This window comes from Microvirga arvi (genome assembly GCF_016892765.1).
Classification (GTDB): domain Bacteria; phylum Pseudomonadota; class Alphaproteobacteria; order Rhizobiales; family Beijerinckiaceae; genus Microvirga; species Microvirga arvi.
In genome coordinates this window covers 54,635-79,720 of sequence record NZ_JAFEMD010000024.1, presented here as the reverse complement: position 1 = coordinate 79,720, position 25,086 = coordinate 54,635, and the positions used below count along the sequence as shown (strand labels likewise).

The 25,086-nt window shown below is 62.2% G+C and carries 28 protein-coding genes and 1 pseudogene; 20 read left to right on the top strand and 9 right to left on the bottom strand.

Annotated elements, in window-relative coordinates; all coding sequences use genetic code 11:
- From ILT44_RS16300 to ILT44_RS16285, 4 genes are read right to left on the bottom strand one after another with little or no spacing between them, the layout of a single operon-like run.
- Positions 1-567, bottom strand: a complete 567-nt coding sequence (locus tag ILT44_RS16300; protein ID WP_204240659.1) for a carboxymuconolactone decarboxylase family protein — start codon at positions 565-567, stop codon at positions 1-3.
- 17 nt (positions 568-584) lie between these two features.
- A complete protein-coding gene (locus tag ILT44_RS16295) occupies positions 585-1,502 on the bottom strand; it encodes a branched-chain amino acid ABC transporter permease (protein ID WP_204240658.1) in 918 nt (305 codons plus the stop codon).
- The gene (locus ILT44_RS16290; RefSeq protein ID WP_204240657.1) at positions 1,499-2,359 is read right to left on the bottom strand and encodes a branched-chain amino acid ABC transporter permease; all 861 of its coding nucleotides are present in this window, start codon (positions 2,357-2,359) and stop codon (positions 1,499-1,501) included. Before ILT44_RS16290 ends, ILT44_RS16295 begins: the two co-directional genes overlap by 4 nt.
- Positions 2,359-2,883, bottom strand: a complete 525-nt coding sequence (locus ILT44_RS16285; protein ID WP_255549738.1) for an ATP-binding cassette domain-containing protein — start codon at positions 2,881-2,883, stop codon at positions 2,359-2,361. The genes ILT44_RS16290 and ILT44_RS16285 overlap by 1 nt, the downstream gene beginning before the upstream one ends.
- Before the next feature lie 37 nt (positions 2,884-2,920).
- On the opposite strand from ILT44_RS16285, the gene ILT44_RS16280 reads away from it, so the two are divergent.
- Positions 2,921-3,631 (top strand): IS6 family transposase, encoded by a 711-nt coding sequence (locus tag ILT44_RS16280; protein WP_204240655.1) that lies wholly within the window; start codon positions 2,921-2,923, stop codon positions 3,629-3,631.
- A 264-nt stretch (positions 3,632-3,895) separates the two neighbouring features.
- Positions 3,896-4,543: a carbonic anhydrase gene (locus tag ILT44_RS16275; RefSeq protein WP_204240654.1), complete on the top strand. Its 648-nt coding sequence runs from the start codon at positions 3,896-3,898 to the stop codon at positions 4,541-4,543.
- 1,058 nt (positions 4,544-5,601) lie between these two features.
- Here ILT44_RS16275 and ILT44_RS16270 read toward each other — a convergent pair.
- Positions 5,602-6,072: a c-type cytochrome gene (locus ILT44_RS16270; RefSeq protein WP_204240653.1), complete on the bottom strand. Its 471-nt coding sequence runs from the start codon at positions 6,070-6,072 to the stop codon at positions 5,602-5,604.
- Positions 6,073-6,387: 315 nt separating this feature from the next.
- The gene (gene ctaD, locus ILT44_RS16265; RefSeq protein WP_204240652.1) at positions 6,388-8,010 is read right to left on the bottom strand and encodes a cytochrome c oxidase subunit I; all 1,623 of its coding nucleotides are present in this window, start codon (positions 8,008-8,010) and stop codon (positions 6,388-6,390) included.
- A 292-nt stretch (positions 8,011-8,302) separates the two neighbouring features.
- On the opposite strand from ctaD, the gene ILT44_RS31470 reads away from it, so the two are divergent.
- The 16 genes from ILT44_RS31470 to ILT44_RS16190 all read left to right on the top strand — a co-directional run bounded on the left by ILT44_RS31470 (position 8,303) and on the right by ILT44_RS16190 (position 19,290).
- Entirely contained in the window at positions 8,303-8,428 is a 126-nt protein-coding gene (locus ILT44_RS31470) for a hypothetical protein (RefSeq protein ID WP_255549737.1), read from the top strand.
- Between the two features lie 26 nt (positions 8,429-8,454).
- Positions 8,455-8,892, top strand: coding sequence for a hypothetical protein (locus ILT44_RS16260; protein ID WP_204240651.1), 438 nt, complete (start codon positions 8,455-8,457; stop codon positions 8,890-8,892).
- Between the two features lie 2 nt (positions 8,893-8,894).
- Positions 8,895-9,227 (top strand): carboxymuconolactone decarboxylase family protein, encoded by a 333-nt coding sequence (locus tag ILT44_RS16255; protein ID WP_204240650.1) that lies wholly within the window; start codon positions 8,895-8,897, stop codon positions 9,225-9,227.
- Positions 9,228-9,388: 161 nt separating this feature from the next.
- Positions 9,389-9,793, top strand: coding sequence for a DUF488 domain-containing protein (locus ILT44_RS16250; protein WP_204240649.1), 405 nt, complete (start codon positions 9,389-9,391; stop codon positions 9,791-9,793).
- A gap of 131 nt (positions 9,794-9,924) precedes the next feature.
- Positions 9,925-10,617: a CBS domain-containing protein gene (locus ILT44_RS16245; protein WP_204240648.1), complete on the top strand. Its 693-nt coding sequence runs from the start codon at positions 9,925-9,927 to the stop codon at positions 10,615-10,617.
- 410 nt (positions 10,618-11,027) lie between these two features.
- Positions 11,028-11,447: a DUF5602 domain-containing protein gene (locus ILT44_RS16240; RefSeq protein WP_204240647.1), complete on the top strand. Its 420-nt coding sequence runs from the start codon at positions 11,028-11,030 to the stop codon at positions 11,445-11,447.
- On the top strand, positions 11,444-11,974 hold the full coding sequence (locus ILT44_RS16235) for a plastocyanin/azurin family copper-binding protein (protein WP_204240646.1): 531 nt from the start codon (positions 11,444-11,446) through the stop codon (positions 11,972-11,974). Before ILT44_RS16240 ends, ILT44_RS16235 begins: the two co-directional genes overlap by 4 nt.
- A 165-nt stretch (positions 11,975-12,139) precedes the next feature.
- Positions 12,140-13,942, top strand: a complete 1,803-nt coding sequence (locus ILT44_RS16230) for a family 1 glycosylhydrolase (protein ID WP_204240645.1) — start codon at positions 12,140-12,142, stop codon at positions 13,940-13,942.
- Positions 13,935-14,483, top strand: coding sequence for a hypothetical protein (locus ILT44_RS16225; protein ID WP_204240644.1), 549 nt, complete (start codon positions 13,935-13,937; stop codon positions 14,481-14,483). The genes ILT44_RS16230 and ILT44_RS16225 overlap by 8 nt, the downstream gene beginning before the upstream one ends.
- Before the next feature lie 136 nt (positions 14,484-14,619).
- Positions 14,620-15,330, top strand: a complete 711-nt coding sequence (locus tag ILT44_RS16220) for an RNA polymerase sigma factor (protein ID WP_204240643.1) — start codon at positions 14,620-14,622, stop codon at positions 15,328-15,330.
- A gap of 2 nt (positions 15,331-15,332) precedes the next feature.
- Positions 15,333-16,403 (top strand): SDR family oxidoreductase, encoded by a 1,071-nt coding sequence (locus tag ILT44_RS16215; protein WP_204240642.1) that lies wholly within the window; start codon positions 15,333-15,335, stop codon positions 16,401-16,403.
- A gap of 15 nt (positions 16,404-16,418) precedes the next feature.
- Complete coding sequence (locus tag ILT44_RS16210) at positions 16,419-16,895, top strand: DUF2231 domain-containing protein (RefSeq protein ID WP_204240641.1); 477 nt, start codon at positions 16,419-16,421, stop codon at positions 16,893-16,895.
- A 645-nt stretch (positions 16,896-17,540) separates the two neighbouring features.
- Positions 17,541-17,915 (top strand): nuclear transport factor 2 family protein, encoded by a 375-nt coding sequence (locus ILT44_RS16205; RefSeq protein WP_204240640.1) that lies wholly within the window; start codon positions 17,541-17,543, stop codon positions 17,913-17,915.
- Between the two features lie 152 nt (positions 17,916-18,067).
- Positions 18,068-18,505 carry a PAS domain S-box protein gene (locus ILT44_RS16200; RefSeq protein ID WP_204240639.1) on the top strand — a complete coding sequence of 146 codons (438 nt, stop codon included), beginning with the start codon at positions 18,068-18,070 and terminating at the stop codon, positions 18,503-18,505.
- A 6-nt stretch (positions 18,506-18,511) separates the two neighbouring features.
- A complete protein-coding gene (locus ILT44_RS16195) occupies positions 18,512-19,051 on the top strand; it encodes a DUF488 domain-containing protein (RefSeq protein ID WP_204240638.1) in 540 nt (179 codons plus the stop codon).
- A gap of 71 nt (positions 19,052-19,122) precedes the next feature.
- Positions 19,123-19,290, top strand: coding sequence for a hypothetical protein (locus ILT44_RS16190; protein ID WP_204240637.1), 168 nt, complete (start codon positions 19,123-19,125; stop codon positions 19,288-19,290).
- On the opposite strand, the gene ILT44_RS16185 is transcribed toward ILT44_RS16190, so the two are convergent.
- Together ILT44_RS16185 and ILT44_RS16180 are read right to left on the bottom strand one after the other, a co-directional pair.
- Complete coding sequence (locus ILT44_RS16185; RefSeq protein ID WP_204240636.1) at positions 19,268-20,077, bottom strand: pseudouridine synthase; 810 nt, start codon at positions 20,075-20,077, stop codon at positions 19,268-19,270. The genes ILT44_RS16190 and ILT44_RS16185 overlap by 23 nt on opposite strands.
- 18 nt (positions 20,078-20,095) lie before the next feature.
- Positions 20,096-21,358 (bottom strand): annotated as a pseudogene (locus ILT44_RS16180) (Glu/Leu/Phe/Val family dehydrogenase).
- A gap of 466 nt (positions 21,359-21,824) precedes the next feature.
- Here ILT44_RS16180 and ILT44_RS16175 point away from each other — a divergent pair.
- Positions 21,825-22,274, top strand: coding sequence for a GreA/GreB family elongation factor (locus ILT44_RS16175; protein ID WP_204240635.1), 450 nt, complete (start codon positions 21,825-21,827; stop codon positions 22,272-22,274).
- Positions 22,275-22,291: 17 nt separating this feature from the next.
- Positions 22,292-22,729, top strand: a complete 438-nt coding sequence (locus ILT44_RS16170) for a GreA/GreB family elongation factor (RefSeq protein WP_204240634.1) — start codon at positions 22,292-22,294, stop codon at positions 22,727-22,729.
- A 474-nt stretch (positions 22,730-23,203) separates the two neighbouring features.
- Here the strand turns inward: ILT44_RS16170 and ILT44_RS16165 are convergent, their stop codons facing one another.
- The gene (locus ILT44_RS16165) at positions 23,204-25,060 is read right to left on the bottom strand and encodes a potassium/proton antiporter (RefSeq protein WP_204240633.1); all 1,857 of its coding nucleotides are present in this window, start codon (positions 25,058-25,060) and stop codon (positions 23,204-23,206) included.
- Between the last annotated feature and the right edge of the window lie 26 nt (positions 25,061-25,086).

Genomic DNA, 25,086 nt, shown 5'->3' with positions numbered 1-25,086 from the left:
CTAGTTGGACGCGACTGACGGGACAGAACCGGACAAACTAGGCTCCTCCACAACCTCAACCTGTAATACATCGTTGAACCGGTTGAAGGCGCCACACAATGCTATACGCCAAGTGAGTTCGACAATCTGGGCCTCACTGAAATGCGCCCGTAGCCGCTCGAACATTGCGTCACGGATGCGGTGCCAATTGCTGGTGACTGCAATAGAATATTCCACCACCAGTTTATCGACATCGGTCAACTCCGGGTGGCTCTGCCAGTCGAGGAGTGCCTGCGCGCCCTCACGCGAGATACCCTCCACTTCAAGCTTGGGTCCATGCTGCGCCACACAGAAGTCGCACTGGTTCACCAGGGAGACTGCCACAATTGCTAACTCGAGATAGCGCTTCGGGAGCACGGCCTCCGTCGAAAGCTGGGTGAGCAGCCGCCACGTATGCTCAAAGATCGGCAGCCGGTTGGCCATGACGCCAGCCTGATTTTCAAAGGGGCCATAAGTCACCATGCGGTCCCAGAGTTCACGCAGGTGCTCAGGCAGATCTTCTCGGGTTTTGACGGGTGCGCGTGCCATAAGGACTCTCCGGGATGTCAGGTTGATGTGGAGGAACCAATCTCTGCTTCCGCAGAGCGAGGTTCTTTTCCGAAACCGTTCGGCTTGATGATGAGCAGAAGGACAAGCCCACCTCCCACAAGGATCAGGCGGATCGCCGCAAGTTCGCTGCTACCGAGATGAGGCACCCAATCCACGAGGAACCGGCTGCCCTCCAGCGCCAGGATGAGTGTGAAAGCGCTGATCAGGACGCCGCGATTGCTGCCGCGCCCGCCAATCACAACCGCCATGAACGCATAGGCAGTGATGATGGGGCTAAACTGCGTGGGATCGATGTAGGTGTAGTAGAAAGCGTGCAAACTCCCTGCAAGGCCGAGAATGGCTCCGCCGACTGCGAACACCTTGAAGCGTACTAGGAGGACGGATTTTCCCAAGGCTTCCACCACAGCGGGATCCTCTCGAGTGGCCCGCACCAAGCGCCCGAACGGTGAAATGGCCAGAGCCTGCAGTGCGCCATAGATGAGAGCCACGGCCATAAGCGTGAAGGCCAGGAAGACTGTATCCGCCAGGTGTGCCGGCATCAGTCCGTGGAAGGGCCGCTCAATGCCCGCGATGCCGAGCGTACCCCTGGTGAGCCATTCCTCATAACTGATGAAGAGGCGCAGACATTCCGCGAAGCCGAGCGTGACGATGGCCAGGTAATCCTCAGATAGCCGCACGGAAATCAGACTGATGAGCGCGCTGAGGAGCGCCACGCCGAACATGGCGCCTACAAGCGAGATAAGCGGTGGCACGCCCTGCACGGTGAGTAGACCGCATATATACGCACCTAGCATATAAAAGCCGAACAGACCGAAGTTTACCAGCCCGCCCATCCCCCATTGCAGGTTGAGGGCCAACCCTGTGAGAGCCGTGATGGCTACGAGCGTGAGAGTGGCAATGAGATAGGCTATCATCTTGTGACCCAACGGGTTCCGAACAGGCCCCATGGCCGAACCAGCAGCAACGTGGCTATGATGAGAAAGGCAACGATCATGCGATAGTGTGGTGGCATGACGAGGGTCGCCAATTCCTCGGCAATGCCGATCGTCAACGCACCAGCCACCGCCGCCATGGGGCTTGCGATACCGCCGAGAATGGCAGCCGTGAAGACAGGTAACAGGTAATTCCACCCCATCTGCGGCTCAATGTTGGCATCGAGCCCAACCAGCACACCAGCGATCGCAGTGAGTACACCCGAGATGATCCAGACGCTGGCCACCACTTGCCCTCGGCTGATGCCACGCACGGCTGCCAGATCGGGGTTGTCGGCGACCGCCCGCATGGCCCGCCCGAGGCGGGTCAGCCGGAAGATGATCCACACCACCGCCAGCGCTGCCAATACCGTGGTCAGAATTGTGAGTTGTTCGTAATTAAGGCGAAGGCCGCCGAACCGCAGCGGCCGTGCGACCGCAACGTCAAAGCTGCGTGGTGAATTGCCGGCAAAGAGCCGAACAAGGTTCTCAAGCGCGATTGCCACTCCCATGGAAGCGACCAGAAGCGTCACACCCGAGCGGTTGCGGAGAGGGCGGTACGCTAACCAGTCGACGGCAACAACGAGCGCGGCAAGCCCAAGTGCACCGATGCTGGCCGCGATCCACAAAGGCCATCCGAACAGGACGTTGAACAGATAAACAAGATATGCGCCGCAGGTGAGATAGGAGCCGATCGCGTAATTGGCGAAACGCAGCACGCTGAAGGACAGGGAAAGCGCAAGCGCCGGCAGCGACAGTAGCAGGCCGGTGACAACGCCGTTGAGAAGGAGCTGCAGCATCAAGCTCCCCCTAGGTAAAGCCGGCGTATGTCTTCATCGGCCAGGATATCCGCTGCGCGTGCCGCCAAGCGCACCTGCCCGGCCACCAGCACTACACCATTGTCGGCCGCGCCCAGCCCCAAGCGGGTGTTCTGTTCGATCAACAGCAGAGTGACGCCTGAACCGGCGATGCGATGGATGATTTCAAACAGCAGTTCCGCATTGCGCGGAGACAGGCCGGCGGACGGTTCGTCGAGCGCCAGTACTGTCGGATCCGGCATCAGCGCGGCCGCCATGGCCACCATCTGCCGCTGCCCGCCGCTGAGATGCCCCGCCACCGTGCCGAGCTTCGGGCGGATTTCCGGGAACACCGCGAGGACCTCCTCCATCCGGCTGTCAAAGGAGGGCCCATCGCGTGATGCAATGAACTCATGACCGATGCGCAGGTTCTCCAACACTGACATGTTGCGGAAGACATTGGCTTCTTGTGGCACATAGGTCAGGCCCCGTCGGGCTCGCTCCGACGCTCCGAGAGGTACTGTCAAGTTGGCGTAGGTCGGTTCCTATGGCAGGGTCTCGGGCATGAGCACCACGTCCAACCCGTACCGCGGCTTCCGCTTTCCGGCTGAAATCATCAACCAAGCGGTCTGGTTGTATCACTGCTTCAGCCTGAGCCTAAGAGAGGTCGAACTGATCCTGGCGGCGCGAGGCATCCTGGTCAGCTACGAGACCATCCGTGAATGGAGCCTGCGCTTCGGGCGCGCCTATGCCAGGACACTTAAGCGGTGCCGGCCGCAACCCGGGGACAAATGGTTTCTGGATGAAGTGTTCGTCCGCATCCGAGGCAAACTGCACTACCTCTGGCGGGCCGTTGATCAGCATGGAAACGTGCTTGATGTGCTGGTCCAGAGCCGGCGCAATAAGAAGGCGGCCAAGCGGTTCTTCCGCAAGCTGCTGAAGGGCTTGTGCTACGCGCCACGAGTGATCGTGACGGATAAACTCGGATCCTATGGCGCCGCGAAACGCGAGATCCTGCCGGGTGTCGAGCATCGGCAGAGCCGGTATCTCAACAACCGCTGTGAGGTCTCACACCAACCCACCCGAAGACGAGAACGCCACATGAGACGGTTTAAGTCAGTCCGGCAGGCCCAGCAGTTTCTCGCCTCTCACACTCCGATCCACAACCACTTCCAACTCGGCCGTCATCGCGTCTCGGCCGGTGAGTATCGGGCTGCGCGTGAGCGCGCCTTTGCTACGTGGCGCGACGCCACCGGTGCTGCCTTGGTAGGCTGATGTGGACTGACCCGACGGCCGCGTCCGCGCCAGCTTTGCCTCTTCGGCGCCAAGTTGACAATACCTTCAGGAGGGTACCGCAGGCCAAAATCCTGCGAGATGCAACGGATGAAAATGGGTCGACCATTCTGCGGAGGTAACATCAGATCAAGCCGAGTACAGCCGGTGAAGTTCGGGTGTTGTCGCTCGCAAGCTTGGGCTTGATCTGTCACCGCCGCGCCGGCTACTGAATGGCAGTCAGCGCACCTCTGCAAGGTCAATGCTATGAACGCCCCTCTCCTGAGCCAGCTGAGAGCGAAAAACCGCGCCTGGGCAGCCCGTATGGTTGCCTCTGATCGGGATTTTTTCAAGCGGCTCGAAAGCCAGCAAGCACCAGAATACCTTTGGATCGGCTGCTCGGACAGCCGGGTACCAGCCAACCAGATCGTGGACCTGGATCCTGGCGAGCTCTTCGTACACCGAAACGTCGCCAACCTGGCTCCGCCACAGGATGCGAACTATCTGTCTGTGCTTCAGTTCGCAGTGGACGTGTTGAAGGTCAAGCACATCATGGTGGTGGGGCACTACGGCTGCGGCGGTGTGAGCGCGGCCGTGGACGGCGAGCGGCGTGGTCTCGTAGACCACTGGCTGCATCCGATCCGCGAAGTCTGCAATGAGCATCGCCACGAACTTGCAGCTATTCCGGACAAGCGCGCCCGCCTTGATCGCCTGTGCGAACTCAACGTCATCCGGCAAGTCAGGAATGTGGCGTCCGACGTCATCGTGCGTGAGGCATGGGCACGCGGCCAGAGCCTCTGCATTCACGGGTGGGTTTATTCCCTGGCAGATGGCTTGGTGAAGGATCTCGATGTATCAGTTACCCAACCGCATGAGAGCGAGCGGCTCGGGGACCCAAGGTGCGATGGCATCTGACCTGTATTCCGCTCGATTGGAAATACGCCGTAGAACCACAGCTGTGACGAAGGCGTGGCTAAGCTGATCTTCTGACTTCCTCTCGTCCTAATCATGCGGGGAGGGCCATTGCAGTGCCAACTCCACAAAGGCACTTCGGCGAGGGCGCCATCATTCAGCGCCAGCCAACGACATAGCCGCTGTTCTACAGCGAGCCTTCAGCAAATGATGGCTGTATTTTTGATGAAAGCAAAAATTGTCAGCACCGACTAACGTTAATGTTCTCGCGGGATTTGCGTGCAGCCTCTGGTGTGAGGCTGGAGGAGCCGACACATGGTCGCTGGCGTCCCTGTCCAGGAAGTGCGTCGTGTGCAAGCGCGTGCGACTCCTCGTCCCGACGGGTTCAGGCGTCCTCCAAGTCCCGCTCGCTTCAAAGCGCACCATGGTCCTCTGAAGTCGATTCTCAGGTTGGTCTTAAGAAGAATACCTGCTGGGAAACCCTGCTATGCAGCGAATGCCGGTCGTAGGACAGAAAAGGGTGCTAGACTCCTCTACGATCACTACTCGGTACGGATAATGACTGAAGAACGATCCGTTTGCCTCGCCACATGGTCTCCAATAGAGGCAGCGCCTCGGGATGGCTCTGAAATTTTGTGCTTCACGGTGTTGGGTGATTACGAGATCGCCCATTGGCTGCCCGTAACGCAGTGTTGGGTTAGCAAGCGCGGCATTCTCGTGCAACCAAGCCATTGGGTGCGGCTGCCCGACGCGCCTGCTCCTTAGGGGCTGCTGGCTTTGAGCGCAAAAGAAGACGCGCACCTCGCCATTGAAAGCTCGTCTTGACCGCCGGGGCGCCGTTGCCAGAGGTGAGAGCGGGGCGAGGCGTTACGCGGCTCTGGCTTCGGTAAAGTCGCAGCTTCGATATTAGGCTTTGACTGTATGCTCCGCGACCAAGGCAGTTGTGGCCTAGACCGCTAACTGCCCGGACCCCCTTCACGTCGACCGGGAAACTGCGCATTCTTCGGGCTTCAGTCTAAGCCCCGTGGGTATGGCCCCGGCCCGTTGGTCCCGATAGTTGATCATGACCCCGTCTCGGCCTGCTGTCGATCCGCGAACGTTACCCAATCCATTCGCCGCGCCGCGAGTCGATGGGGCTCAATCAGCGCTGCAGCCTTCTGCCCGGAGGTATCGAACTGCTTGAGAAAGGCAATGAGGTCCTTGATGCGCTGCTCGTCCTTCAGTCCGGCATAGATCATCTTGGTGCCCGGCACCTTGGCCTTGGGATTAGTGATGTATTCGGCGAACGTCGACTCGTCCCAAGTCAGGCCGGAGTTCTTATTGGCGGGCGAGTAGTTGTAGCCTTCCACCGTGCCGGCCGTGCGGCCGATGACACCGTTCAGCACAGGGCCGACGGCATTTTTGGCATTCGGGCCAACTTGATGACAGGCCCGGCACTGGGCAAATACCTTTTCGCCTGCAGCGGCGTCCTGGCCTTGGGCGGCACCCGAACTCAAGGCCATAGCAAGAGGTACGATTAAGGCAAAGCGCATGGGAGACTCCTTGCTGCGTCCGAGCGGGGGAAAGGAAAATGAGGTGGGGCCGCGCTAGTCCGAGCAACAGCCTACGCAACGATCATGGCCTTCGAGTTTATACGCAAGACCCATCGAAGCCGCCGCATCCTGCGAGAGCCCGGATCGATGGGCGAAGGCCGTCTCGTCAATCAACTGAATTGCTTCGTCGCCTGATGAAACCATTGGCTGGATTCGTTGGACTTTGCTCGCGTTACTGCAGCGGAACTAACTTTGCTATAAGGCCCATGTGATTGCGCCGTATATCAACGGTGCGCCTTGATCGTCTCCACTCGCCTAGTGGTGGCTATCAACGACCCTTGGAAGAGTTTCGAACTGGTGGAATGGTGGCGGGGACGACAGGGTCCATTCCAGCGTCGTTGCTCCTAGGCCCCAGGGATTGTCGGCTGCTTGCTCCTTGCGCCGGAAGGCGTCGATCACGCCGTACATGAAGACGAACAGGCCGAAGAAGAAGACATAGGCCCCAATTGACGATACCAGGTTCCAGCCCGCGAACGCGTCCGGGTAATCCGCATAGCGGCGCGGCATGCCCGACAGGCCGAGGAAGTGCTGCGGGAAGAACAGCACGTTGGAGCCGATGAAGGCGATCCAGAAGTGCGCCTTGCCGATGCGTTCCGAATACACATAGCCGGTGATCTTCGGGAACCAGTAGTAGATGCCGCCAAAGATCCCAAAGACTGCACCGAGAGACAGCACGTAGTGGAAGTGAGCCACCACGTAGTAGGTGTCGTGCATGTAGCGGTCGATAGGAGCATTGGCGAGCACCACGCCAGTCACGCCGCCGACCGTGAACACGAAGATGAATCCAATGGCCCAGTACATGGCTGCCGTGAAGCGGATGGAGCCGCCCCACATGGTGCCGAGCCACGAGAACACCTTCACGCCGGTGGGCACCGCGATCACCATGGTGGCGAACACGAAGTAGGCCTGGGTCTGAAGCGAGAGGCCGACCGTGTACATGTGGTGCGCCCACACCACGCTGCCGACGACGCCGATCGCCACCATGGCGTAGGCCATGCCGAGATAGCCGAAGATCGGCTTCTTGGAGAAGGTCGAGACGATGTGGCTGATGATGCCGAAGGCCGGCAGGACCATGATGTACACTTCGGGGTGGCCGAAGAACCAGAACAGGTGCTGGTAGAGCACCGGGTCGCCACCGCCCGACGGATCGAAGAAGGTGGTGCCGAAGTTGCGGTCGGTGAGCAGCATCGTGATCGCGCCCGCAAGCACCGGAAGAGTGATCAGGAGCAGGAACGCGGTGACCAGCATGGACCAGGCAAAGAGCGGCATCTTGTGCAGCGTCATGCCCGGAGCACGCATGTTGAGGATCGTGGTGATGAAGTTGATCGCGCCCAGTATCGAGCCCGCACCAGCCAGGTGCAGGGCGAAGATGCCGAAGTCAAAGGCTGGTCCCGGGTGGCCGACGGTCGAGAGCGGCGGATAGGCGGTCCAGCCGCCGCCGAAGCCGAGCGAGCCCGGAGCCCCCTCGGAGAACAGGGACAGGATCATCAGGCAGAAGGCAGCCACGAGGAGCCAGAACGAAATGTTGTTCATCCGCGGGAACGCCATGTCGGGAGCGCCGATCATCAGCGGCACGAACCAGTTGCCGAAGCCGCCGATGAGGGTCGGCATGATGACGAAGAACACCATGATGAGGCCGTGGCCGGTCACGAAGACATTGTAGGCCTGCGGGTTGGAGAAGAACTGCAGGCCTGGCTCCTGGAGCTCCAGGCGCATGCCGATGGACAGCAAGCCGCCGATGATGCCGGCCACAAAGCCGAAGATGAGGTAGAGGGAACCGATGTCCTTGTGGTTCGTGGAATAGAACCACCGACGCCAGAACGAGGGAACGCCATGGTTCTCGGCGTGAACTACGAGCGGTTGAACTCTGCCGGGCATGAAACGACACTCTCAAGACATGACTACGTTCGAGCACCGGCATATGTCTGGCAAATAAATTTTTTTGTCGAATAAGTGCAAAAACTTTGCTGGCCCCGAGTCATCGCGGGGTTGGTGTCGAATGCATGACCAGCTCCGTGATGATGCAGAAATCTCGCACGGAAGACTCAAAAGAATTCGCTTGCCACACAGGCCCGCTAGGCAGAACTCTATTCATGTCGAAGGAGCCATGTGGCGGCTGGTGCGAACGGTAGCCCCCAACGGTTCCAGCGCGAACCGGAAGGAGACCATCATGCGAAGGGTCAGCGTAGTGCGTTCCGCCGCGATCAACACCGACGACATGAAGGTACAGTGGCAGGTTATCACCGTCTTTGCTGGGGCTGCTGCGCTGATCGGCTGGTTCATCACCATGCTTTAGCGACGTCAGGCCATGGGAGATCGGCTATGCGAAACTACAACTTGTTCTGCCGCGCAGATCGGGATGAACTCGTCTGCGCCGTTCCCGAAGATCGAGCGGTGCCATCCTTTATCACCGGCCCGACATGGGATTTCGTCGGACGGATCAAGGAGAATGTCATTGGGTCACTGAGCTTCAACCACGAAGCTGCTGAAGCAAGCGTTCAATGGAACGGCTTCTACCTCTTCCAGCTCATCAACGCTTCAGACCTCCACCGGAAGGCCCGCCAAGGCAGCGTGACAGAGATCATCGGTGCCGCGTCGGCCATGGGGATGGGTTCCCGCCAAAAGGCGCCTGGGCGCCCGTCCGAGATCCGCCTTACATCCGTCGATGTGACATTGGAGGTTGGGATGTTCCCTGATAACCGGGCGTCTTTCCTTCGCGGCCTGCTCGACAACGCTGACCTCCGTTTTGTGAGGAAATGACCATGGCCGCTACGATATACCCGCCGACCTCCCCTGATGTGGCCCACAAACGCCGGGATCTCGCCCCTGATGTCCAGGCTGCGTTCGAGGCCTTCGGACGCCAAGTGTTCGCCGATGGTGCTCTGGATACCAAGACCAAGCAGTTGATCGCCGTTGCCGTCGCGCACGTCACCCAGTGTCCCTACTGCATCGAGGGGCACACCAAGGCCGCTCAGCGCGCGGGCGCGACCGCGCCGGAACTCATGGAGGCGGTCTGGGTCGCAGCCGAGATGCGGGCCGGAGGAGCCTACGCGCATGCCGCGATCATGATCGCTTCGTTGTCCGAGGACCGGTAGGCAAAACCTGATGGGATGGTCGTAGTGCGCCATCGGCTATCAGGTGATTGGGCTTCGACTATCACCGCCGGAGACCGCCCAGGGCTTCTGAGCTTCGCACACCGGGATGGTGATCTGGCGGCGCGAACCGGCCATTTTTTATTGGTCTTGGGAGCGCTCTGATGAGCACGAAGATTCCGGACCATCATGTCAGGCTGAAGCGGGCCTATGAGCCGCCATCCGCCGATGACGGCGCTCGCATCCTCGTTGACCGCCTTTGGCCCCGCGCGATCTCCAAGGAAGCCCTCGCCCTCGACGAATGGATGAAGGACATCGCACCCAGCACCGAGTTGCGCCGCTGGTTTGGGCATGACCCTCGCCGATGGCACGAATTCTGCCGCCGGTACGCCGCCGAGGTGCATGATCATCAGAGTATGTTGGAGGAGTTGCGGGCCCGCGCCCGCAAAGGCCGGATCACCCTCGTATTCTCCGCCCGGGACGAGATGCACAATGACGCCGTCGCCCTCAGGAACCTCATCCTGCACGGCCGGGCAGACCCAGAGTCAGCCAAAGAGCAAAAAAGGTGATTTGAACCGGCAAAGCTATTCAATTGTCACATACTCTTTCCAAGCGTACGCTTTTGCTTGTCTACCGATGGCGCCGATGACCGGCACACTCTCACGAGCCTCTCGTCAGCGCGCACCCAGAGGAGGCAGGGATGCTCACCGCCGCAGATGTTATGACGACTGCCGTCATCACCGTTAAACCTGGGATGCCGATCCACGAGATCGCGAAGTTACTCTGCGACCATCATATCAGTGGCGTCCCGGTGATCGGGGATGAGCAACGGTTGCTCGGCATTGTCAGCGAGGGCGATCTGATCGGGCATGCCCAATTGGCCGGGGAGCAGCGCCGCTCCTGGTGGCAGACCTTTCTCAACGACCCTATGGTGCTGGCTCGACACTATGCCAAATCACACGGTCGCACCGCTGCCGATGTCATGACAAAAGATGTGGTGACGGTCCTGGAGACCACGTCGGTCGCCGACACAGCTCGCGCACTGGAGCAATACCGGATCAAACGCGTTCCGGTGCTACGTGACGGTAAGCTTGCTGGTATCGTGACCAGAAGCAACCTGCTTCAGGTCCTGGCGACAGCCGATGTGTCGAAGCCGATGAACGTTGCCGACCGCATCATCCGGGAGCAACTGAGCGATGAGCTCAAGGCGCAGCCGTGGGCCCATCTCCTGGCGAAGAACATCGTCGTCGAGAATGGCATCGTTCACCTGTTCGGCATTGTCCAGTCGAACGAGGAACGGCACGCGCTCCGCCTGGCTGCGGAGAACCAAGCCGGCGTGAAGGCCGTGGAGGATCATCTCTCGATGGTACAGGTCACCTCCTACGGCTTCTGAGCGCGGCAGTGGAAGCTCAACGGGCGCTCGCGGGGGGCCACAAGGTCACGCAACCATGCGAGGCTCGTCCTGCCTCACTGCTCGGAATAACGCCGCCGCTAGTCGTTGCAGGCACCCGCTGGGACGTTCAGTCAGGGCGCCCCGCGAAGGGATCGCAGTTCCTATGGTGCAGAAAGAAGGTGCCGGAAATGATCAGCCGATCGAACGGAACGCTCACCGAGACCAGAGCGGTTACGAATTCGGATCGCAGAGGCGGCGTCCCAACCCACGTGATCGTGCCTCGAAGAAGGGCCTGCAGGCGCCTCCGAAGATCGAGTGCATGACCTGAAACAATCTGGGAACCTTTCGGCCTGCCACCCATCCAATGCATTGCGCGACCCGCGTAGCCAGTCGAACCAATGGAGGATCTCATGCTTTCCCGCTTTGCCGCCGTCGCTATTGCTGCCGCGTTCGCCATGCCGGCCTTGGCCGCCGATCAGGTCGAGAAGGCCCCGCCGGCCGGCGCGTACAAGAAGGTGAGCGAGCTCGTGAAGATACCCGACTTCCTGCCGGGGCTCGGCCAGCTCTATGTCGACCCCAAGACCCTGCCGGCTGGACCATTCCTGGCCTATGACCGCGACGGGCGGCTGGTCAGCACAGTGTACATGCTGCCCATCGAGGATCTCTCCAACAAGGACAAGCGCTTCGATGATCTTGCCGCGCCCGGCGGCAAGGTCGACCACGTGGACGTCTACTTCAACGCCGGCCATCCGGGCGTCGAGAAGCCCCACGCCCACGTCGTCCTGTGGCATGTGCCCAAGGCCGACGAGACACGTGTGGCCGGGAAGTGACGGCCTCGCGCAGACAGATCTTACGGGCCGGCGGGGGTCTCCTCGCCGGTCTCGCATGGCCTCGGCCGCTGCTAGCCGATGCGCCGGTCGAGATCGGGATGCAGGGCAATGCGGACGGCTCGCAGGTCTGGTTCGATCCGATCGGCCTGCGCGTCCGGCCCGGCCAGACCGTCCGCTGGATCAACAAGGATCCGGGAAACTCCCACACGGCGACGGCGTATCATCCGAAGAACTTCGAGCGCCCCCTGCGCATCCCGGAAAGCGCACAGCCCTGGAACTCGGACTACCTGCTGCCGAACGAAAGCTTCTCGATCACGCTCACGGCGGAAGGCGTGTACGACATCTTTTGTGTCCCGCATGAGCACGCCGGCATGGTCGGACGGATTATCGTCGGTCAGCCCGATAGGCCTCCAGCCGACACCCTGTCGACACAAACTGCAGGCGGGAAACCAATCCCTGAAATCGCGCTCCGTGCTTTCCCGTCCATTGACGAGATCATGCGACGGGGCGTCATCAGGCGCGCGTAAAGGCTGCTTCCGATAACGACGGGAACCTTCGCGGCGCCTCTTCATCCAATGGTCAGCCACCGGGCCCGCCACTGGATCGAGAGCAGCCGAAGCGGATCCGCCGGACGACAAATTGGCTGGCCTACGGCCATGTCGCGCTAGGCCAGCCACACACCTGAGGACGCCATGATCCGCTCGGTTGCTTATTCAAAGGCCGTTTTTGCCGGCATGGCAGGTGCCATTGCCTGGGAGGTGGTCGCCCGCCTGCTGATCTGGGCCGGCGTGCCGTTCTTCGACCTTGTCATGACGCTCGGGACCCTGGTTCTTCCCAACGCGAGCCCAGGGGTGTCCTGGCTGGCCGGCATGTCGGTCCACCTGCTCGTCGGCGCGATCTGGGCCGTGTTCTACGCCTATTTCTTCTGGTCCGTCCTGCCGCTGCGCCCGGTCCTCCAAGGGCTCGTGTTCGCCTTCGTGCCGATGCCGCTGGCGATCTTCATCATGCATCCGCAGTTCGACCTCATGCACCCACTCGTTCAAAGCGGTCAGCTGTCCTCCTCAGGGCTGTTTGGGTTAGGCGGAGGAGCACATGAGCCGCTCTCCATCGCAGCCGGCCACCTGATCTGGGGCAGCGTGCTGGGCCTGCTCTATGTCCGCCCTGTCGGGTATGCGGCGAGCCGGCCGCCAGCCCTGAACACGCGACCTGCCAGGCCACACCTCCCTGTCAACTCGGTCCCTGCTCCAGTCGAGCACAGGTTCATGTTCGCCACCGGCATCGAGTGCAGCTATCCCACCCTGGAGGGCGGGCGATGGCGCATGGACCAGATGGCGGCCTGCGGCCATTACCGCCACTGGCGCACCGATCTTCAACTCGTGCGGGATCTCGGGCTGCGCTATCTGCGCTACGGTCCTCCCCTGCACCTCATCCATCGCGGCCCCGGCCAGTATGACTGGACCTTTATGGACGATGTCGCCGCTGAGATGCAGCGGCTCGGCATCGTGCCGATCATGGACCTGTGCCACTTCGGCCTGCCCGACTGGCTGCAGAACTTCCAGAACCCGGAGGTGCCGCAGGCGCTCGCCGACTATGCCAGAGCCTTCGTTCGACGCTATCCATGGGTGAACATCTACACCCCTGTGAACGAGATGTATGTCTGCGCCAAGCTCAGCGCGCTCGAAGGCTTGTGGAACGAGCAGTGCCGGGACGAGCGCGCCTTCGTCACGGCCGTCCGTCACCTCGCCAAGGCCAACGTGCTGATGATGCAGGCGATCGCGTCCGAGCGCCCGGATGCCGTGTTCGTCAACAGCGAGAGCGGCGAGTTCTACCAGCCCTGCTGCCCCGATCCAGAGGTCCGGCGCATCGCCGCCTTCGAGAACGAGCGGCGCTTCCTGCCGCTGGATCTTCTCTACGCCCATCCCGTGCACGAGGACATGCGGGCCTACCTCCACCAGCACGGCATGCCGGACGAGGAATACGCGTGGTTCATGCAGCAGGATGTGCGCCGGCGATCGATCCTCGGGGTCGATTATTACGAATGGAACGAGAAGCTCATCGACAGCACCGGCCATGCGCAGGCGCTGGGCGAGCTGTTCGGGTGGTACGCCATTGCTGGCCAATACTACCAGCGCTACCAGCGGCCGATGATGCACACGGAAACCAACCGCATGGATGCGCGCGAGGGACCACGCTGGCTGTGGCGGCAGTGGCACAACGTGCAGCTGATCCGACAAACCGGAGTACCGGTGGTGGGCTTCACCTGGTACTCGCTCACCGATCAGGTCGACTGGGACATCGCCCAGCGGGAGCCGCTCGGCAATGTCAATCCGGTCGGTCTATTCGATCTTAACCGGGATCCGCGAACGGTGGGCCTCGCCTATCAGCACCTCGTGCGACTCTTCGGGGCCGACCTCAGTGAGGCACCCTCCGTGGAGGCTGTGCTGGAACAAGCCTCAAAAATCATAACATGGGAAGCGAGGAGGCTCCATGCTTAGGATGCTCCAGGCCCATGGCCTTGACGCCGGGCCGACGCAACGACCCCTTCTGGCGGGCGCCATGGGAGGTGTGATCGCTGCTGTGCCCGCCCTGCTGGTCCTCGCTGGGTTCCAGGCGCTCGACGCGCCCGCAAGGGCGGCTGGCACATCGGTTGTTGTCGCAGGTCTCACCTTCATCGGCTTGATGGTTCTTGGTGGAATTCTCTACGGCGGGCTGTTCCAGCGCGCCGCCAACGACCGGCGCGGCGGCTGGCTCTTTGGGCTGGCGTTTGGATTTGTGCTCTGGATGCTTGGCTCCGTCCCTCTGCTGCAATGGTTGCCTGACGAGCCGATCCTGCGTGGCTATCCGGCTGCGGGACTGCTGTTGGCTCAACTGCTCTGGGGCCTCATTTTGGGTGTTGTGTTCCCGCCGGTCCACCGCCGGCTGCATGCAGGTCTGGACGGTCAAGCGGGCTCTGGAACAGGGATCACGGGACCGGAAGCCGTGGTGCAGACGCAAATGCTTCGTTCGCTCCCGTCACCGAGGAATGCATCGTCATGAGGGTGTTCGTCGAGCATCCGAGCCATTTCGCCCTCAAGACGATCACGAGTTGGGGCAATGATTAGTCTCCGTAAGAGTCCATCCGGGAACCTTTGTCGGGAGCCTCCATCTAACAGTCAGCTACAGGAACTCGACCATGCAAACAGCAGCGGTTGCCGCATTACGATTGGACGCCTTGGACGACGCAGCGCTGGTCGGGCTCGCCCGAGGCGGGGACGGAGTCGCGGTCCGGCTCATCATGCAGCGGCACAACCGCAGGCTTTATCGCGTCGCCCGCGGCGTCCTGCACGATGATGCCGAGGCGGAGGACGTGGTTCAGGAGGCCTATGTTCGCGCCTTCACCCACCTCGACGGCTTCCGCGGCGAGGCAAAACTCTCAACCTGGCTTACACGCATCGTGCTCAATGAAGCGCTCGGCCGGCTGCGACGGCGGCGCCTCACCGTTGGCTTGAAGGACATCGATGCCATCAACGATCAGGGGGAGGCCCGCGTGATCTATCTGCCGTCGGCCCGCCATGACAGCAATCCGGAACACGCAGCAGCCCGGGCCGAGGTGCGGCGTCTGCTCGAACGCGCCGTGGACCAGCTACCTGATCATTTCCGTGTTGTCTTCATGCTGCGCGACATCGAGGAGATGAGCGTCGAGGAGACCGCCTCGCATCTGGGTCTGCGCCCGGAGACGGTGAAGACCAGGCTTCATCGCGCCCGTCGTCTCCTGCGCGAGGCACTCAACAAAACCCTGGTATCCGCGTTAGCCGATGTTTTCCCATGCGCCGGCGCGCGTTGCGCACGGATCACTGACGCCGTGCTGGAGCGCCTCGGACTCCCAGAGCAGTCGGAGAAGTGACCATGCCGCTGCCGGGATCCCAAGCCTCACGAAGATCCAGACGGTCGGACCGGCGCAAGATTGTTGTCATCACCGGGGCTTCCGCCGGCGTCGGACGCGCAACGGCAATCGCCTTTGCTCATCGTGGCTGGCGGGTTGTCCTCATGGCGCGGGGTCGAAACGGTCTCGAAGCGGCCCGGCGGGATGTCGAAAAGGCCGGAGGCCAGGCGGTGGTGATTCCTGCCGACGTGGCGGATCCCGACGCCATTGCTGCTGCAAGCGACACGGTCGTGGCGGAATGGGGCAGCATTGACGTCTGGGTCAACAACGCCATGGTGACGGTCTATGCACCGGTCGCGGAAACCACGCCCGCGGAGTTCAAGCGCGTCACGGAGGTCACCTATCTCGGTCAAGTGCACGGCACGCTGGCAGCCCTGAGGCACATGCGCCGGCAGGGGACAGGAACCATCGTGCAGGTTGGCTCCGCCCTCGCCTACCGCTCGATCCCGCTCCAGTCAGCCTACTGCGCCGCCAAGGCGGCCGCTCGGGGCTTCACCGACTCGCTGCGCAGCGAACTGATTCACGAAGGCAGCGCCATTAGGTTGACGATGGTTCATCTGCCGGCCGTGAACACCCCACAATTCGACTGGGCGCGAAGCCGCCTGCCCCGCCGGCTTCAGCCGGTGCCGCCGATCCATGATCCCGAGGTTGCCGCGGAGGCGATTGTCCAGGCTGCGTACGAGGCGCCACGGGAACTCTGGGTCGGCAGTCCCACCATCAAAGCCATCCTGGGAACGATGGCCGCTCCCAGCCTCCTCGATTACCTGCTGGCCCGCCGCGCCTGGGACGGTCAGATGACAGATGAGCCGGCCGCGCCGAGGCCCGACAACCTGTTCGAGCCGGTCGACGACAAGGAGAGCCTCCGCGGGCGCTTCGTATCTGTGTCGAAGCCGCGCGCGCTCATCGCCTCCGCGTCGCTTGTGCGTGGCATCGTCGGAGCAGCGGTGCTGGGCACCGTTGCCGCGGCCGTCGGGCTGATGCGACGCCCTTCGAAGACAAAGGGCATCACCACTGCGAAACATCCCGCTGAGTAAGGAACGGAGAACGCCATGCGAGCCGAAAGCCCCGTACGAACCGGAAATCCCCAAAGCACTGCTAAGATCGCCGGACACCCGCTGCATCCGATGCTGATCCCCTTCCCGGTCGCCTTTCTCGTAGCCACCCTCGTGTGTGATTTGCTCTTCTGGAACACGGGCAACACGGCCTGGAGCACGGCCTCGCTCTATCTCCTGGGCGCCGCGCTCGTCATGGCGGCCCTTGCGGCCCTTGCCGGCCTGACCGACTTCATGGGTGACCGGCGGATCCGCACCCTCTCGGCGGCGTGGCATCACATGCTCGGCAACGTGGTCGTGGTCCTCCTCTCCTTGTGGAACTGGTACCGCCGCTACGAGGCCGGGGACGCGGCCGTTCTGCCGACAGGGCTCCTCATCTCGCTCGTTGTGGTTCTCCTCCTGCTCTATACCGGCTGGCGCGGGTGGGAGATGGTCTACCGCCACCGGGTCGCTGTCTCGGACCACGGATCTTGATCCGGATGCTCTACGTCACCGTGCTGCCAACCGATGGCCGCACGACGTCACCGGCCATGTGGCCTACCCTGAGGGAGCCGTAGTCTGCTGTTGTTGCGCGACGTCAAGCAACGAAAGCGATCTCAGAGAGCAAAACAATTCGTTTGATAAGAATGCCTACGTCTACCAACATCGACCCATGACGTTAGCGTGCGGCGCATCCATTGGACTGCTTCAAAGGACCAGCATGCGACAAGGCGAGTCTGCTCATGATCACACCGGTCAAAGGTTTCGAAAGGGATACTGCAACCCGAGTGATTGGAAGGCCGCAGACGGATGGTAGGAAAGGTGCACGCCGTTGCAACCAAGGATCAGCAGGATGGGAGAGCAAGGCCGTGGACGACGAGCAACTTCACCTACTGAATGAGGCTCTCCATTGGGCGCTCATCACGCTTCATTCCGCCTGGTCTGAATACCGAAGGCTTTCGCCCTCCGACGATCCCCGTATGATGACGGAGAGTAGCGAGCTCATGGCCGCCCGGCGCAACCTGTACATCGCTATGCAGACAGTTGGGGAGATCAGGCGAAGAATATCCAGCAGAAATCGGGAGATGGGGAATTACTCGGAACATATGAGGGCTGACGATGTCGTCTTACACTGACAGCGTGAGCATCACGCGTTCGGCGCAAGAAGTCTTCGAGGACCACCTGAGATTGAGAGTTGCCGGCAAGGTCGAGGAGGATCTGCGCCGCAACTACGCGGAGGACGTTGTTCTGCTTACCGTCAACTCGAATGCTCGTGGACACGACGCAATCCGAATATCCGCGCGGCGGCTCCACGATCAGCTCCCTGACGGCCGCTTTGAGTTCCTGTCGAAACAGGTGAACGGCCCGTACGCGCTGCTTATCTGGGAAGGACAGTCATCGCGCTTCAACGCAATGGAAGGAGCGGACAGCTTTGTGATCCGGGATGGAAAGATCCGGTTTCAGTCAATTCACTATAGGTTGGACAACCCCTCGCCGCTGAACTCATTGCTTTGACAGAAAACGTTGATCTGGCGATGGGAGGATCCACCGTTGATGGCGATTTATCATGGCCCCGAACGTCAATAACAGCCCTGCCTGATCAGGTTATGTGTGGTGCCGCCTTGGGCACTCTCCCTCAAGTGTGTTTGGACAATCGTGGAGTGAGAATGAACCTGACCTGGCTTACAGCCAACGCGATTCTCTCCGCTGCCGCCGACGCCGTGGTGGGGACGGACCGTGAAGGGATCATTCGCGTGTGGAATCCAGGCGCTGAGCGGATCTTCGGCCAGCGTGCCGATGAGGCGCTGGGGAGGTGGCTCGATCTCATCATCCCGGAGCGCCTCCGCGCATGCCACTGGGGGATCCACCAAGTCATGGCTACCGGAAGGCGCCATTATGATGAAGGCGATCTCCTGTCAGTGCCGGGAGTTCACAAGGATGGACGGCGTATCTCGCTGGAGTTCACCATCGTGCCACTCAAGGACGAGCACGGTCAGATGCAGGGCATCGCCGCCGTCATGCGCGACGTGACAAGCCGTTTTGAGGAGATCAGAGGCCTGAAGCAGAAGCTGGCGGACGCAACCGCGTCACTGAGCGGGCATTGATGAGACATGGCAAATGCGTTCTACACCATTGGGCACTCGACGCGCAGCATCCCAGAGTTCGTCGACCTCCTGCGCGAGGCGCACGTCCGTCTTGTGGTGGACGTCCGAACGGTCCCGCGCTCCAGGACGAACCCGCAGTTCAACCTCGAGGCCCTGCCCGAGAGCCTCGCAGCCTATCAGATCGGATACGAGCACATCGCTGAACTCGGTGGGCTCCGCGGCAAGCAGCGTCAGGTCGCACCCTCGCCCAACGCGTACTGGGAGAACGGGAGCTTCCGGAACTATGCCGATTACGCATTGAGCGACAAGTTCGGTGCCGGCTTCGCGAGGCTGTGTGAACTCGGCAGCGAGAGCGTCACGACGATCATGTGTGCCGAGGCGGTGTGGTGGCGCTGTCACCGCCGGATCATCGCCGACTATCTGCTTGCTTCCGGCCATCCCGTGTTCCACATCCTCGGACCCAGCAAGATCGTGCCGGCGTCACTCACGCCGGGAGCCCACCCGTCCAGCGACGGGATCCGCTATCCGGCTGCCGCAACCGAGTGAGCTCGAGGCAAAGGAGTTCCCATGCCCTATCCGACCTCTTTGGGGAACTTGTCACATAGCTGGAGGCGTTCATGAACACGACTGAATTTCACTGGACCTATGAAGCTGTCCAAACGCTGATTTCCCTCGTCAGGGAGGGTGCGCCCGCCTCGGTGATCAGCCTCAAGCTGAAGCGCCCGATCACCGAGGTCCGGGCCAAGATCGGTGATCTAGGGCTTACCCCTTCCGCGGAGACCTGAGCAGGCCCGGAGAGGCGCGGACCGGAACGTCCAGCATAGCCTTCTCGGCGGGTGTGAGATGCCGGACGGCGCCCCTCGGCAGATCCCCCAACCGCACTCCGCCCACATCGATGCGCACGAGGCGGAGCACGTCCGCGCCGACGGCGCCGAGCAGGCGGCGGATCTGCCGGTTTTTGCCCTCGTTCAAAGCCACTTCAAGCCATGCGTTGCGCGTGCCGGCACGGAGCAGGCTTGCCGACTTTGCCACGAGGCGCTCGCCGTCGAGCGCCATGCCCGCCTGAAGCCGCTCCAGCATGCCCTCGTCCGGCACTTTGTCGATCTGGACGTGGTAGACCTTCTCAACGTTCGACGCGGGATCCAGCACGCGCTGCGCCCAGCGCGTGTCGTTGGTCAGGAGCAGCAGGCCCTCGCTCGCCTTGTCGAGGCGGCCCACGGGCGCAAGGAACGGAAGATCAAGCCCCTCCAGGCAGTCGTAGACTGTCGCCCGCTCGTGCGGGTCGTCGCGGGTTGTGACGAGTCCGCGCGGCTTGTTGAGCATCAGGTACACCTTGCGCTCGGCCACGACCGGCTCGCTGTCGACGGTGATGTGGGCGCGCCCGGGATCGACACGGGCCGTCGCGGTGCGGACAACCCGGCCGTCGACGCACACGCGTCCCTCCATGATCAGGACCTCGGCTTGCGTGCGGGAGCAGAACCCGAGCTTCGACAGGGCGCGCGGAAGGCTGACCACAGCGCCGTTTTGACGCCGCAGCCCACCCGCGCCCCGTAATTGGGGCGGTGGTTTCATGATGGAGTCGCTCCGGCCTCAGCTCGTGAAGAACTGCTGTGTGCCGTGCGCCTCGATGGCGCCCGCAAGCCGCGAGAGCGCATGCACGTAGGCGGCGCTGCGCAAGGTGATGCCCTTGTCCCGGGCGAGCGCCCAGATGGCGTCCCCTTCCCGCTCCATCATCGTCTTCAGCCGCGCATGCACGTCCTCGACCGGCCAGTAGAAACCCTGCCGGTTCTGCACCCATTCGAAGTACGAGACCGTGACACCGCCCGCGTTCGCCAGAATATCCGGGAGAACGACAACGTTCTTGCTGGCCAGGATCTCGTCGGCCTCGGGCGTGACCGGGCCATTGGCGAGTTCGAGAACGACCCGGGCCTTTACGCGGGAGGCATTGCCCTCGTGGATCATGTCCTCCAAGGCGGCCGGAACGAGCAGCTCGCAATCGACCGAAACGAGATCGTCGGCGGGAAGAGCGGAGACCCCGTCGGTCCCGGCGAGATCTGTGACGGATCCCTGCCGTTTGGCCGCGAGCAGCTTGCCGATGTCGAGACCCGACGGGCAATGGACCGCCCCCTTCGAGTCCGAGACCGCCACGATCCTGTATCCGTCGGCCCCGAGAAGCCGCGCGATGTGCTGTCCGGCATTGCCGAAGCCCTGGATCGCAACCCGCGACCCCGGCTCCAATGCGAGTTGCCGGGCGAGGCGCTGGACGAGATAGTAGCCGCCGCGGGCGGTCGCGTCGTCACGGCCGAGCGAGCCACCGAGCGCGATGGGCTTGCCCGTGATCACCGCTGGCGTCGCCTCGCCGACGATGGAGGCGTACTCGTCGGCCATCCAGCCCATGATCATCGAGTTGGTGTACACGTCGGGCGCCGGGATGTCCCGGTCGGGCCCGATGATCTTGGCGAAGGCCTGAACCTAGGCGCGCGAGAGGCGCTCCAGTTCGGCTTTCGAGAGAGTATGGGGATCGACCTGCACGGCGCCCTTGCCGCCGCCATACGGCAGGTTCATCACGGCACATTTGAAGGTCATCCAGAAAGCGAGCGTCTCCACCTCCTCCATGGTCGAAGCGGGGTGGAAGCGGATGCCGCCCTTGGTGGGCCCGCGGGTGTCATCATAGCGGCAGCGCCAAGCCATGAAGGATTTGCGCGAGCCGTCGTCCATGCGGATCATCAGACGGACCTTCGTGGTCTCTCGCGGGTACTTCAGCTTTTCGAGAACGTCCGCGTCGAGGGCGAGGTGCCGGGCTGCTTCGTCGAGGCGTGTCAGGGCCTGGTCCAGCATGGAGACTGCATGCAATTGATCTCACTCCTGTGTTTTGGTGCGCTACGCGCGGGTTGCTGCGTGGCGCCTTAATGGCGTCTTCCGCTCCGAAGCGCAACATCCCGGAGCAGGCTGCGTCGATCCGGAACAGGCGGCGTCCGGCCGCTGTCCTCGCCGGGCCCCTCCTCCCTTCGGGTGAGCGCGTGCATCGCCCACAAGCTTGCATTCGCAGGCAATGGGGCTATCTTGTAGGTGTCATGATTAAGCTCGTGAAAAATCTCCGCTTTCTGGCGCACGCGGGGCGCCTCAAAGCAGGCAGGTAAGCCCCAGGAGCCGGCTTAACCCACTGTGGTCGCCGACGCTCCGGGGCTTCAAACCTCTCTCACGCAATCATTGAGCCATTGCATGTGCCACCAGGCACCTGTCGGTCCCTTTTGGCTGCTCACCTTCCGGGAAGGCGCTCAGCGCCTTCGGCAGCACAACTGCTTTGAGGAGATTTTCCATGAACGTGAAGCACGATCTTCCTCCGATCACTCTCGCGGCCAACGACTACAACCGCCTGATGTTTACCGCGATGATCCGACAAAAGCACAGCCGCCGCACACCTGACTTCCTGCTCGCCGAACTACGCCGCGCAGAGGTTTGTCACCCGGCGGAGCTGCCGGACGATGTCGTCTCCACGAACTGCCGCGTGATCTATCGCATCGACGACGAGCCGAAATCGCGTGCGCATCTGCTTGTTCATCCCGACGAGCTGATCTGGCCCGGCGCCGAGATCTCGGCAACCACTCCGCTTGGGACGGCGCTCCTCGGCCTGCGGGTCGGCGATCGCATGTCATTCGTGGAGGTAGATGGACAGATCCATGAGGTGTTCGTGGAGGGCATCGGCCTCAGGTTTCTCGACGACGGGCCGATGGTAACCCGCACCCCTGGCAGCATCACCTGGGCCTGAGGCAAGCAGAGGACATCATGATCAAGCAAGAAATTCTTCCGCCTCTAACGATTTCGGCGGGCGATTACGACCGCCTCGCTTTTCTCGCATCGTTCGGCTTGAACTTCCAGCAGGACCGCCCCGCAGCGGCGATGCTCGCCAACGAGTTGCTCCGAGCCACGGTCCTGTCGGCCCGAGCCGTTCCGGCGTCGGTGGCCACGATGCACTCGCGGTTGGAGTTCCGCGATGATGTCACCTGGGAAATTCGGTGCGCCACACTTGTGTACCCCGATGAGGACAACAGTGGGGCGGATCGGGTCTCCGTGCTGTCGCCGGAAGGTGCGGCGCTGATCGGCCTCGGTGAGGGGCAATCCATCACGTGGCGGACGCCGAAGGGATGGCGCAGCCTGACGCTCCTGCGCGTCCTCTACCAGCCGCATGGACGCTTCGTTGAGCCATGGAGGGAACTGTCATGATGGACCAGGAGCTTATTTCCATCGTGCTCATCCTGGCCTGCTACCTGGTCTACCGGGTGGCCATTCACTCAGGAATCCGACACCCTCCTGAGGAACGCAATGTTCGGAAGTGAATGTTCGTCGGTCGGCCCGGAACCACGTCACCATCATCATCGGCGGCAAGCAGGCCCAAGTCATCTGCGGCCGTCACTTCTCGGAACAATGACTGACGTTCACGACGAACGAGTGACCGCGGCTTGCACCATCGCACGCTGAGGCAGAAGGATGAGGTGAACAGAGCGTGTTCGGGCAGTCTGCCCAACAGGAGCATGATCAGAGCCCAGCGGGAGCCAGTGCCCCGCCGCCTTCGTGTCCCGGAGCTGGCGATGGAACGGCTGATGCGCTCGGTGGTCTGGGGCCCGTGCTGCTCGGAACAGCTGCGGGCCTTTGGGAACACTGGCCGCACTGAGCGGACGCAGAGCCTGATGCACGGAATCAAACGCTGCGGCTGTCTTCGGATGTCGGGGACGCGGGCTCCATAGGTTTTACGCGGGTACGCTGCGTTCGCCACCAGGCACGGGCGGCTGCCTTGAGATCATGCCAGTTGAGAAAGAGCGGCCAGTTCAGCCGGGGCTCGTTGTCGCTGCCGAGGTGCAGACCTACCACCCTCGGCAGTCCTGATCCGTCGATCTCACGCACGATCAGATCGATGCCGCCGAGGCCAACCCTGTCGCCGATCTCGACATGGCCGGCCAGTCTGCGCCGGATGAATTCGCCAACAGGCAAATCCGGGTCTCGCGGCGGCGGCATGTCGTAGCTCCGCGCGACAAGCCCGATGGGCTGCTGCAGATCGAGTGTGAACTGCCCGAAGAACAACGGGTCCTCGGCCGGGATGGGAGCCGGGCTCGCAAACAGCCGGTCGAGCAGCGGCATAAGGCGTGGGGCCGCGAAGATGCAAACGTAATCGCCGGACTGAATCCGCCCCGCCTCGTGAAGGCGCATGGAGTTCCCCTCCCTGATGATCAGGGAGGGGCGCGCCCACCGGGGTAAGCGCTGGCCCTGGGCGACCGGGCTGTCCGGAACAATGTGGTAGATCGCCAACTCGTGCCGCGCCGTGCCCGGCAGCTCCAACTGGATCTTCTCCAATGGCCCGAGGGCGGGCGGGACCACGACCCCAAGGCGCCGGGCAACCGGCCTGAGGGTCCACCCCTGTAGGGTCAGGGACGTCAGCACTACGAGAAACGTGACGTTGAAGAAGGTCTGCCCGTTCGGAAGCCCTCCGATGATCGGCAGAAGGGCCAGCAGGATCGACACCGCTCCGCGCAGGCCGACCCAGCCTATAAAGGCGATCTCCTGCTGGCGGAGGCGGAAGGGCAGAAGGCACAGCCACACCGCCACCGGACGGGCAAAGAACATCAGGACGACGGCAATGCCGATCCCCGGCACCACGGCTTGCGGGAACTGCGACGGGGTTGCAAACAGGCCGAGCAGCAGGAACATGACGATCTGGCAGAGCCAGGTGAGCCCGTCCATGAATCGCCGCAGCGAGGCCATGCCCCGTGCGGGCGCGTTGCCGGCGATCAGACCGGCGACGTAAACGGCGAGAAAGCCGCTGCCGCCAACCAGCCCGGTGGCAGCGAAAGTCAGAAGGGCAGCCCCAATGGTGACCACTGCATAGAGGCCCGCCTCCAGGTTGAGCCTATTGATCCCTGCAGCCATGAGGACGCCGCCTCCGGCGCCAAGTGTTAATCCAAGGCCCATCTGCTCGCCCACCTGCCAAGCAAAGCCCCATGACAGTCCCGCCGCGCCCTTGCTCGCCACCAGCAGGTCGACCAGGGCCGTCGTGAGCAGGATGGCGATAGGATCGTTCGAGCTCGATTCCACCTCAAGGATCGAGCGGACGCGGTCCCGGATGGTGACGCCGCCGACACGCAGAAGGAAGAACACCGCGGCAGCGTCGGTCGAGCCAATAATCGAGCCGAGCAGGAAACCCTCAAGGTATGAGAGACCAAACAGGAAGTGGGCGGCAATGCCAACCAGGGCGGCCGTGGCGACGACGCCGACCGTCGCAAGCAGGAGTGCGGGAGCCGCGGCGCTGCGCAGGGACTTGAGTCGTGTGTTGAAGCCGCTGTCGAACAGGATCACCGCAAGCGCCAAGCTCCCGATGAAGTATGCCGCAGAGGCGTCACTGAACTGGAGACCACCCGGGCCGTCCTCGCCGGCTAGGAGGCCGATGACAAGGAAGACGAGGAGCAAGGGCGCGCCAATCCGGAAGGCGACAAGACTGGTGATCGCCGAGATCACGATCAGCCCGGCCCCGACCAGGATCGCCAGAAACATCGCATCGAACATGGGGGCCGGACCTCTCGTTTCTATCG

Coding starts and splice junctions, on each gene's coding strand:
- ILT44_RS16300 (WP_204240659.1), bottom strand. CDS start 567: ATGGCACGCGCACCCGTCAAAACCCGAGAAGATCTGCCTGAGCACCTG.
- ILT44_RS16295 (WP_204240658.1), bottom strand. CDS start 1,502: ATGATAGCCTATCTCATTGCCACTCTCACGCTCGTAGCCATCACGGCT.
- ILT44_RS16290 (WP_204240657.1), bottom strand. CDS start 2,359: ATGCTGCAGCTCCTTCTCAACGGCGTTGTCACCGGCCTGCTACTGTCG.
- ILT44_RS16280 (WP_204240655.1), top strand. CDS start 2,921: ATGAGCACCACGTCCAACCCGTACCGCGGCTTCCGCTTTCCGGCTGAA.
- ILT44_RS16275 (WP_204240654.1), top strand. CDS start 3,896: ATGAACGCCCCTCTCCTGAGCCAGCTGAGAGCGAAAAACCGCGCCTGG.
- ILT44_RS16270 (WP_204240653.1), bottom strand. CDS start 6,072: ATGCGCTTTGCCTTAATCGTACCTCTTGCTATGGCCTTGAGTTCGGGT.
- ctaD (WP_204240652.1), bottom strand. CDS start 8,010: ATGCCCGGCAGAGTTCAACCGCTCGTAGTTCACGCCGAGAACCATGGC.
- ILT44_RS31470 (WP_255549737.1), top strand. CDS start 8,303: ATGCGAAGGGTCAGCGTAGTGCGTTCCGCCGCGATCAACACCGACGAC.
- ILT44_RS16260 (WP_204240651.1), top strand. CDS start 8,455: ATGCGAAACTACAACTTGTTCTGCCGCGCAGATCGGGATGAACTCGTC.
- ILT44_RS16255 (WP_204240650.1), top strand. CDS start 8,895: ATGGCCGCTACGATATACCCGCCGACCTCCCCTGATGTGGCCCACAAA.
- ILT44_RS16250 (WP_204240649.1), top strand. CDS start 9,389: ATGAGCACGAAGATTCCGGACCATCATGTCAGGCTGAAGCGGGCCTAT.
- ILT44_RS16245 (WP_204240648.1), top strand. CDS start 9,925: ATGCTCACCGCCGCAGATGTTATGACGACTGCCGTCATCACCGTTAAA.
- ILT44_RS16240 (WP_204240647.1), top strand. CDS start 11,028: ATGCTTTCCCGCTTTGCCGCCGTCGCTATTGCTGCCGCGTTCGCCATG.
- ILT44_RS16230 (WP_204240645.1), top strand. CDS start 12,140: ATGATCCGCTCGGTTGCTTATTCAAAGGCCGTTTTTGCCGGCATGGCA.
- ILT44_RS16225 (WP_204240644.1), top strand. CDS start 13,935: ATGCTTAGGATGCTCCAGGCCCATGGCCTTGACGCCGGGCCGACGCAA.
- ILT44_RS16220 (WP_204240643.1), top strand. CDS start 14,620: ATGCAAACAGCAGCGGTTGCCGCATTACGATTGGACGCCTTGGACGAC.
- ILT44_RS16215 (WP_204240642.1), top strand. CDS start 15,333: ATGCCGCTGCCGGGATCCCAAGCCTCACGAAGATCCAGACGGTCGGAC.
- ILT44_RS16210 (WP_204240641.1), top strand. CDS start 16,419: ATGCGAGCCGAAAGCCCCGTACGAACCGGAAATCCCCAAAGCACTGCT.
- ILT44_RS16200 (WP_204240639.1), top strand. CDS start 18,068: ATGAACCTGACCTGGCTTACAGCCAACGCGATTCTCTCCGCTGCCGCC.
- ILT44_RS16195 (WP_204240638.1), top strand. CDS start 18,512: ATGGCAAATGCGTTCTACACCATTGGGCACTCGACGCGCAGCATCCCA.
- ILT44_RS16190 (WP_204240637.1), top strand. CDS start 19,123: ATGAACACGACTGAATTTCACTGGACCTATGAAGCTGTCCAAACGCTG.
- ILT44_RS16185 (WP_204240636.1), bottom strand. CDS start 20,077: ATGAAACCACCGCCCCAATTACGGGGCGCGGGTGGGCTGCGGCGTCAA.
- ILT44_RS16175 (WP_204240635.1), top strand. CDS start 21,825: ATGAACGTGAAGCACGATCTTCCTCCGATCACTCTCGCGGCCAACGAC.
- ILT44_RS16170 (WP_204240634.1), top strand. CDS start 22,292: ATGATCAAGCAAGAAATTCTTCCGCCTCTAACGATTTCGGCGGGCGAT.
- ILT44_RS16165 (WP_204240633.1), bottom strand. CDS start 25,060: ATGTTCGATGCGATGTTTCTGGCGATCCTGGTCGGGGCCGGGCTGATC.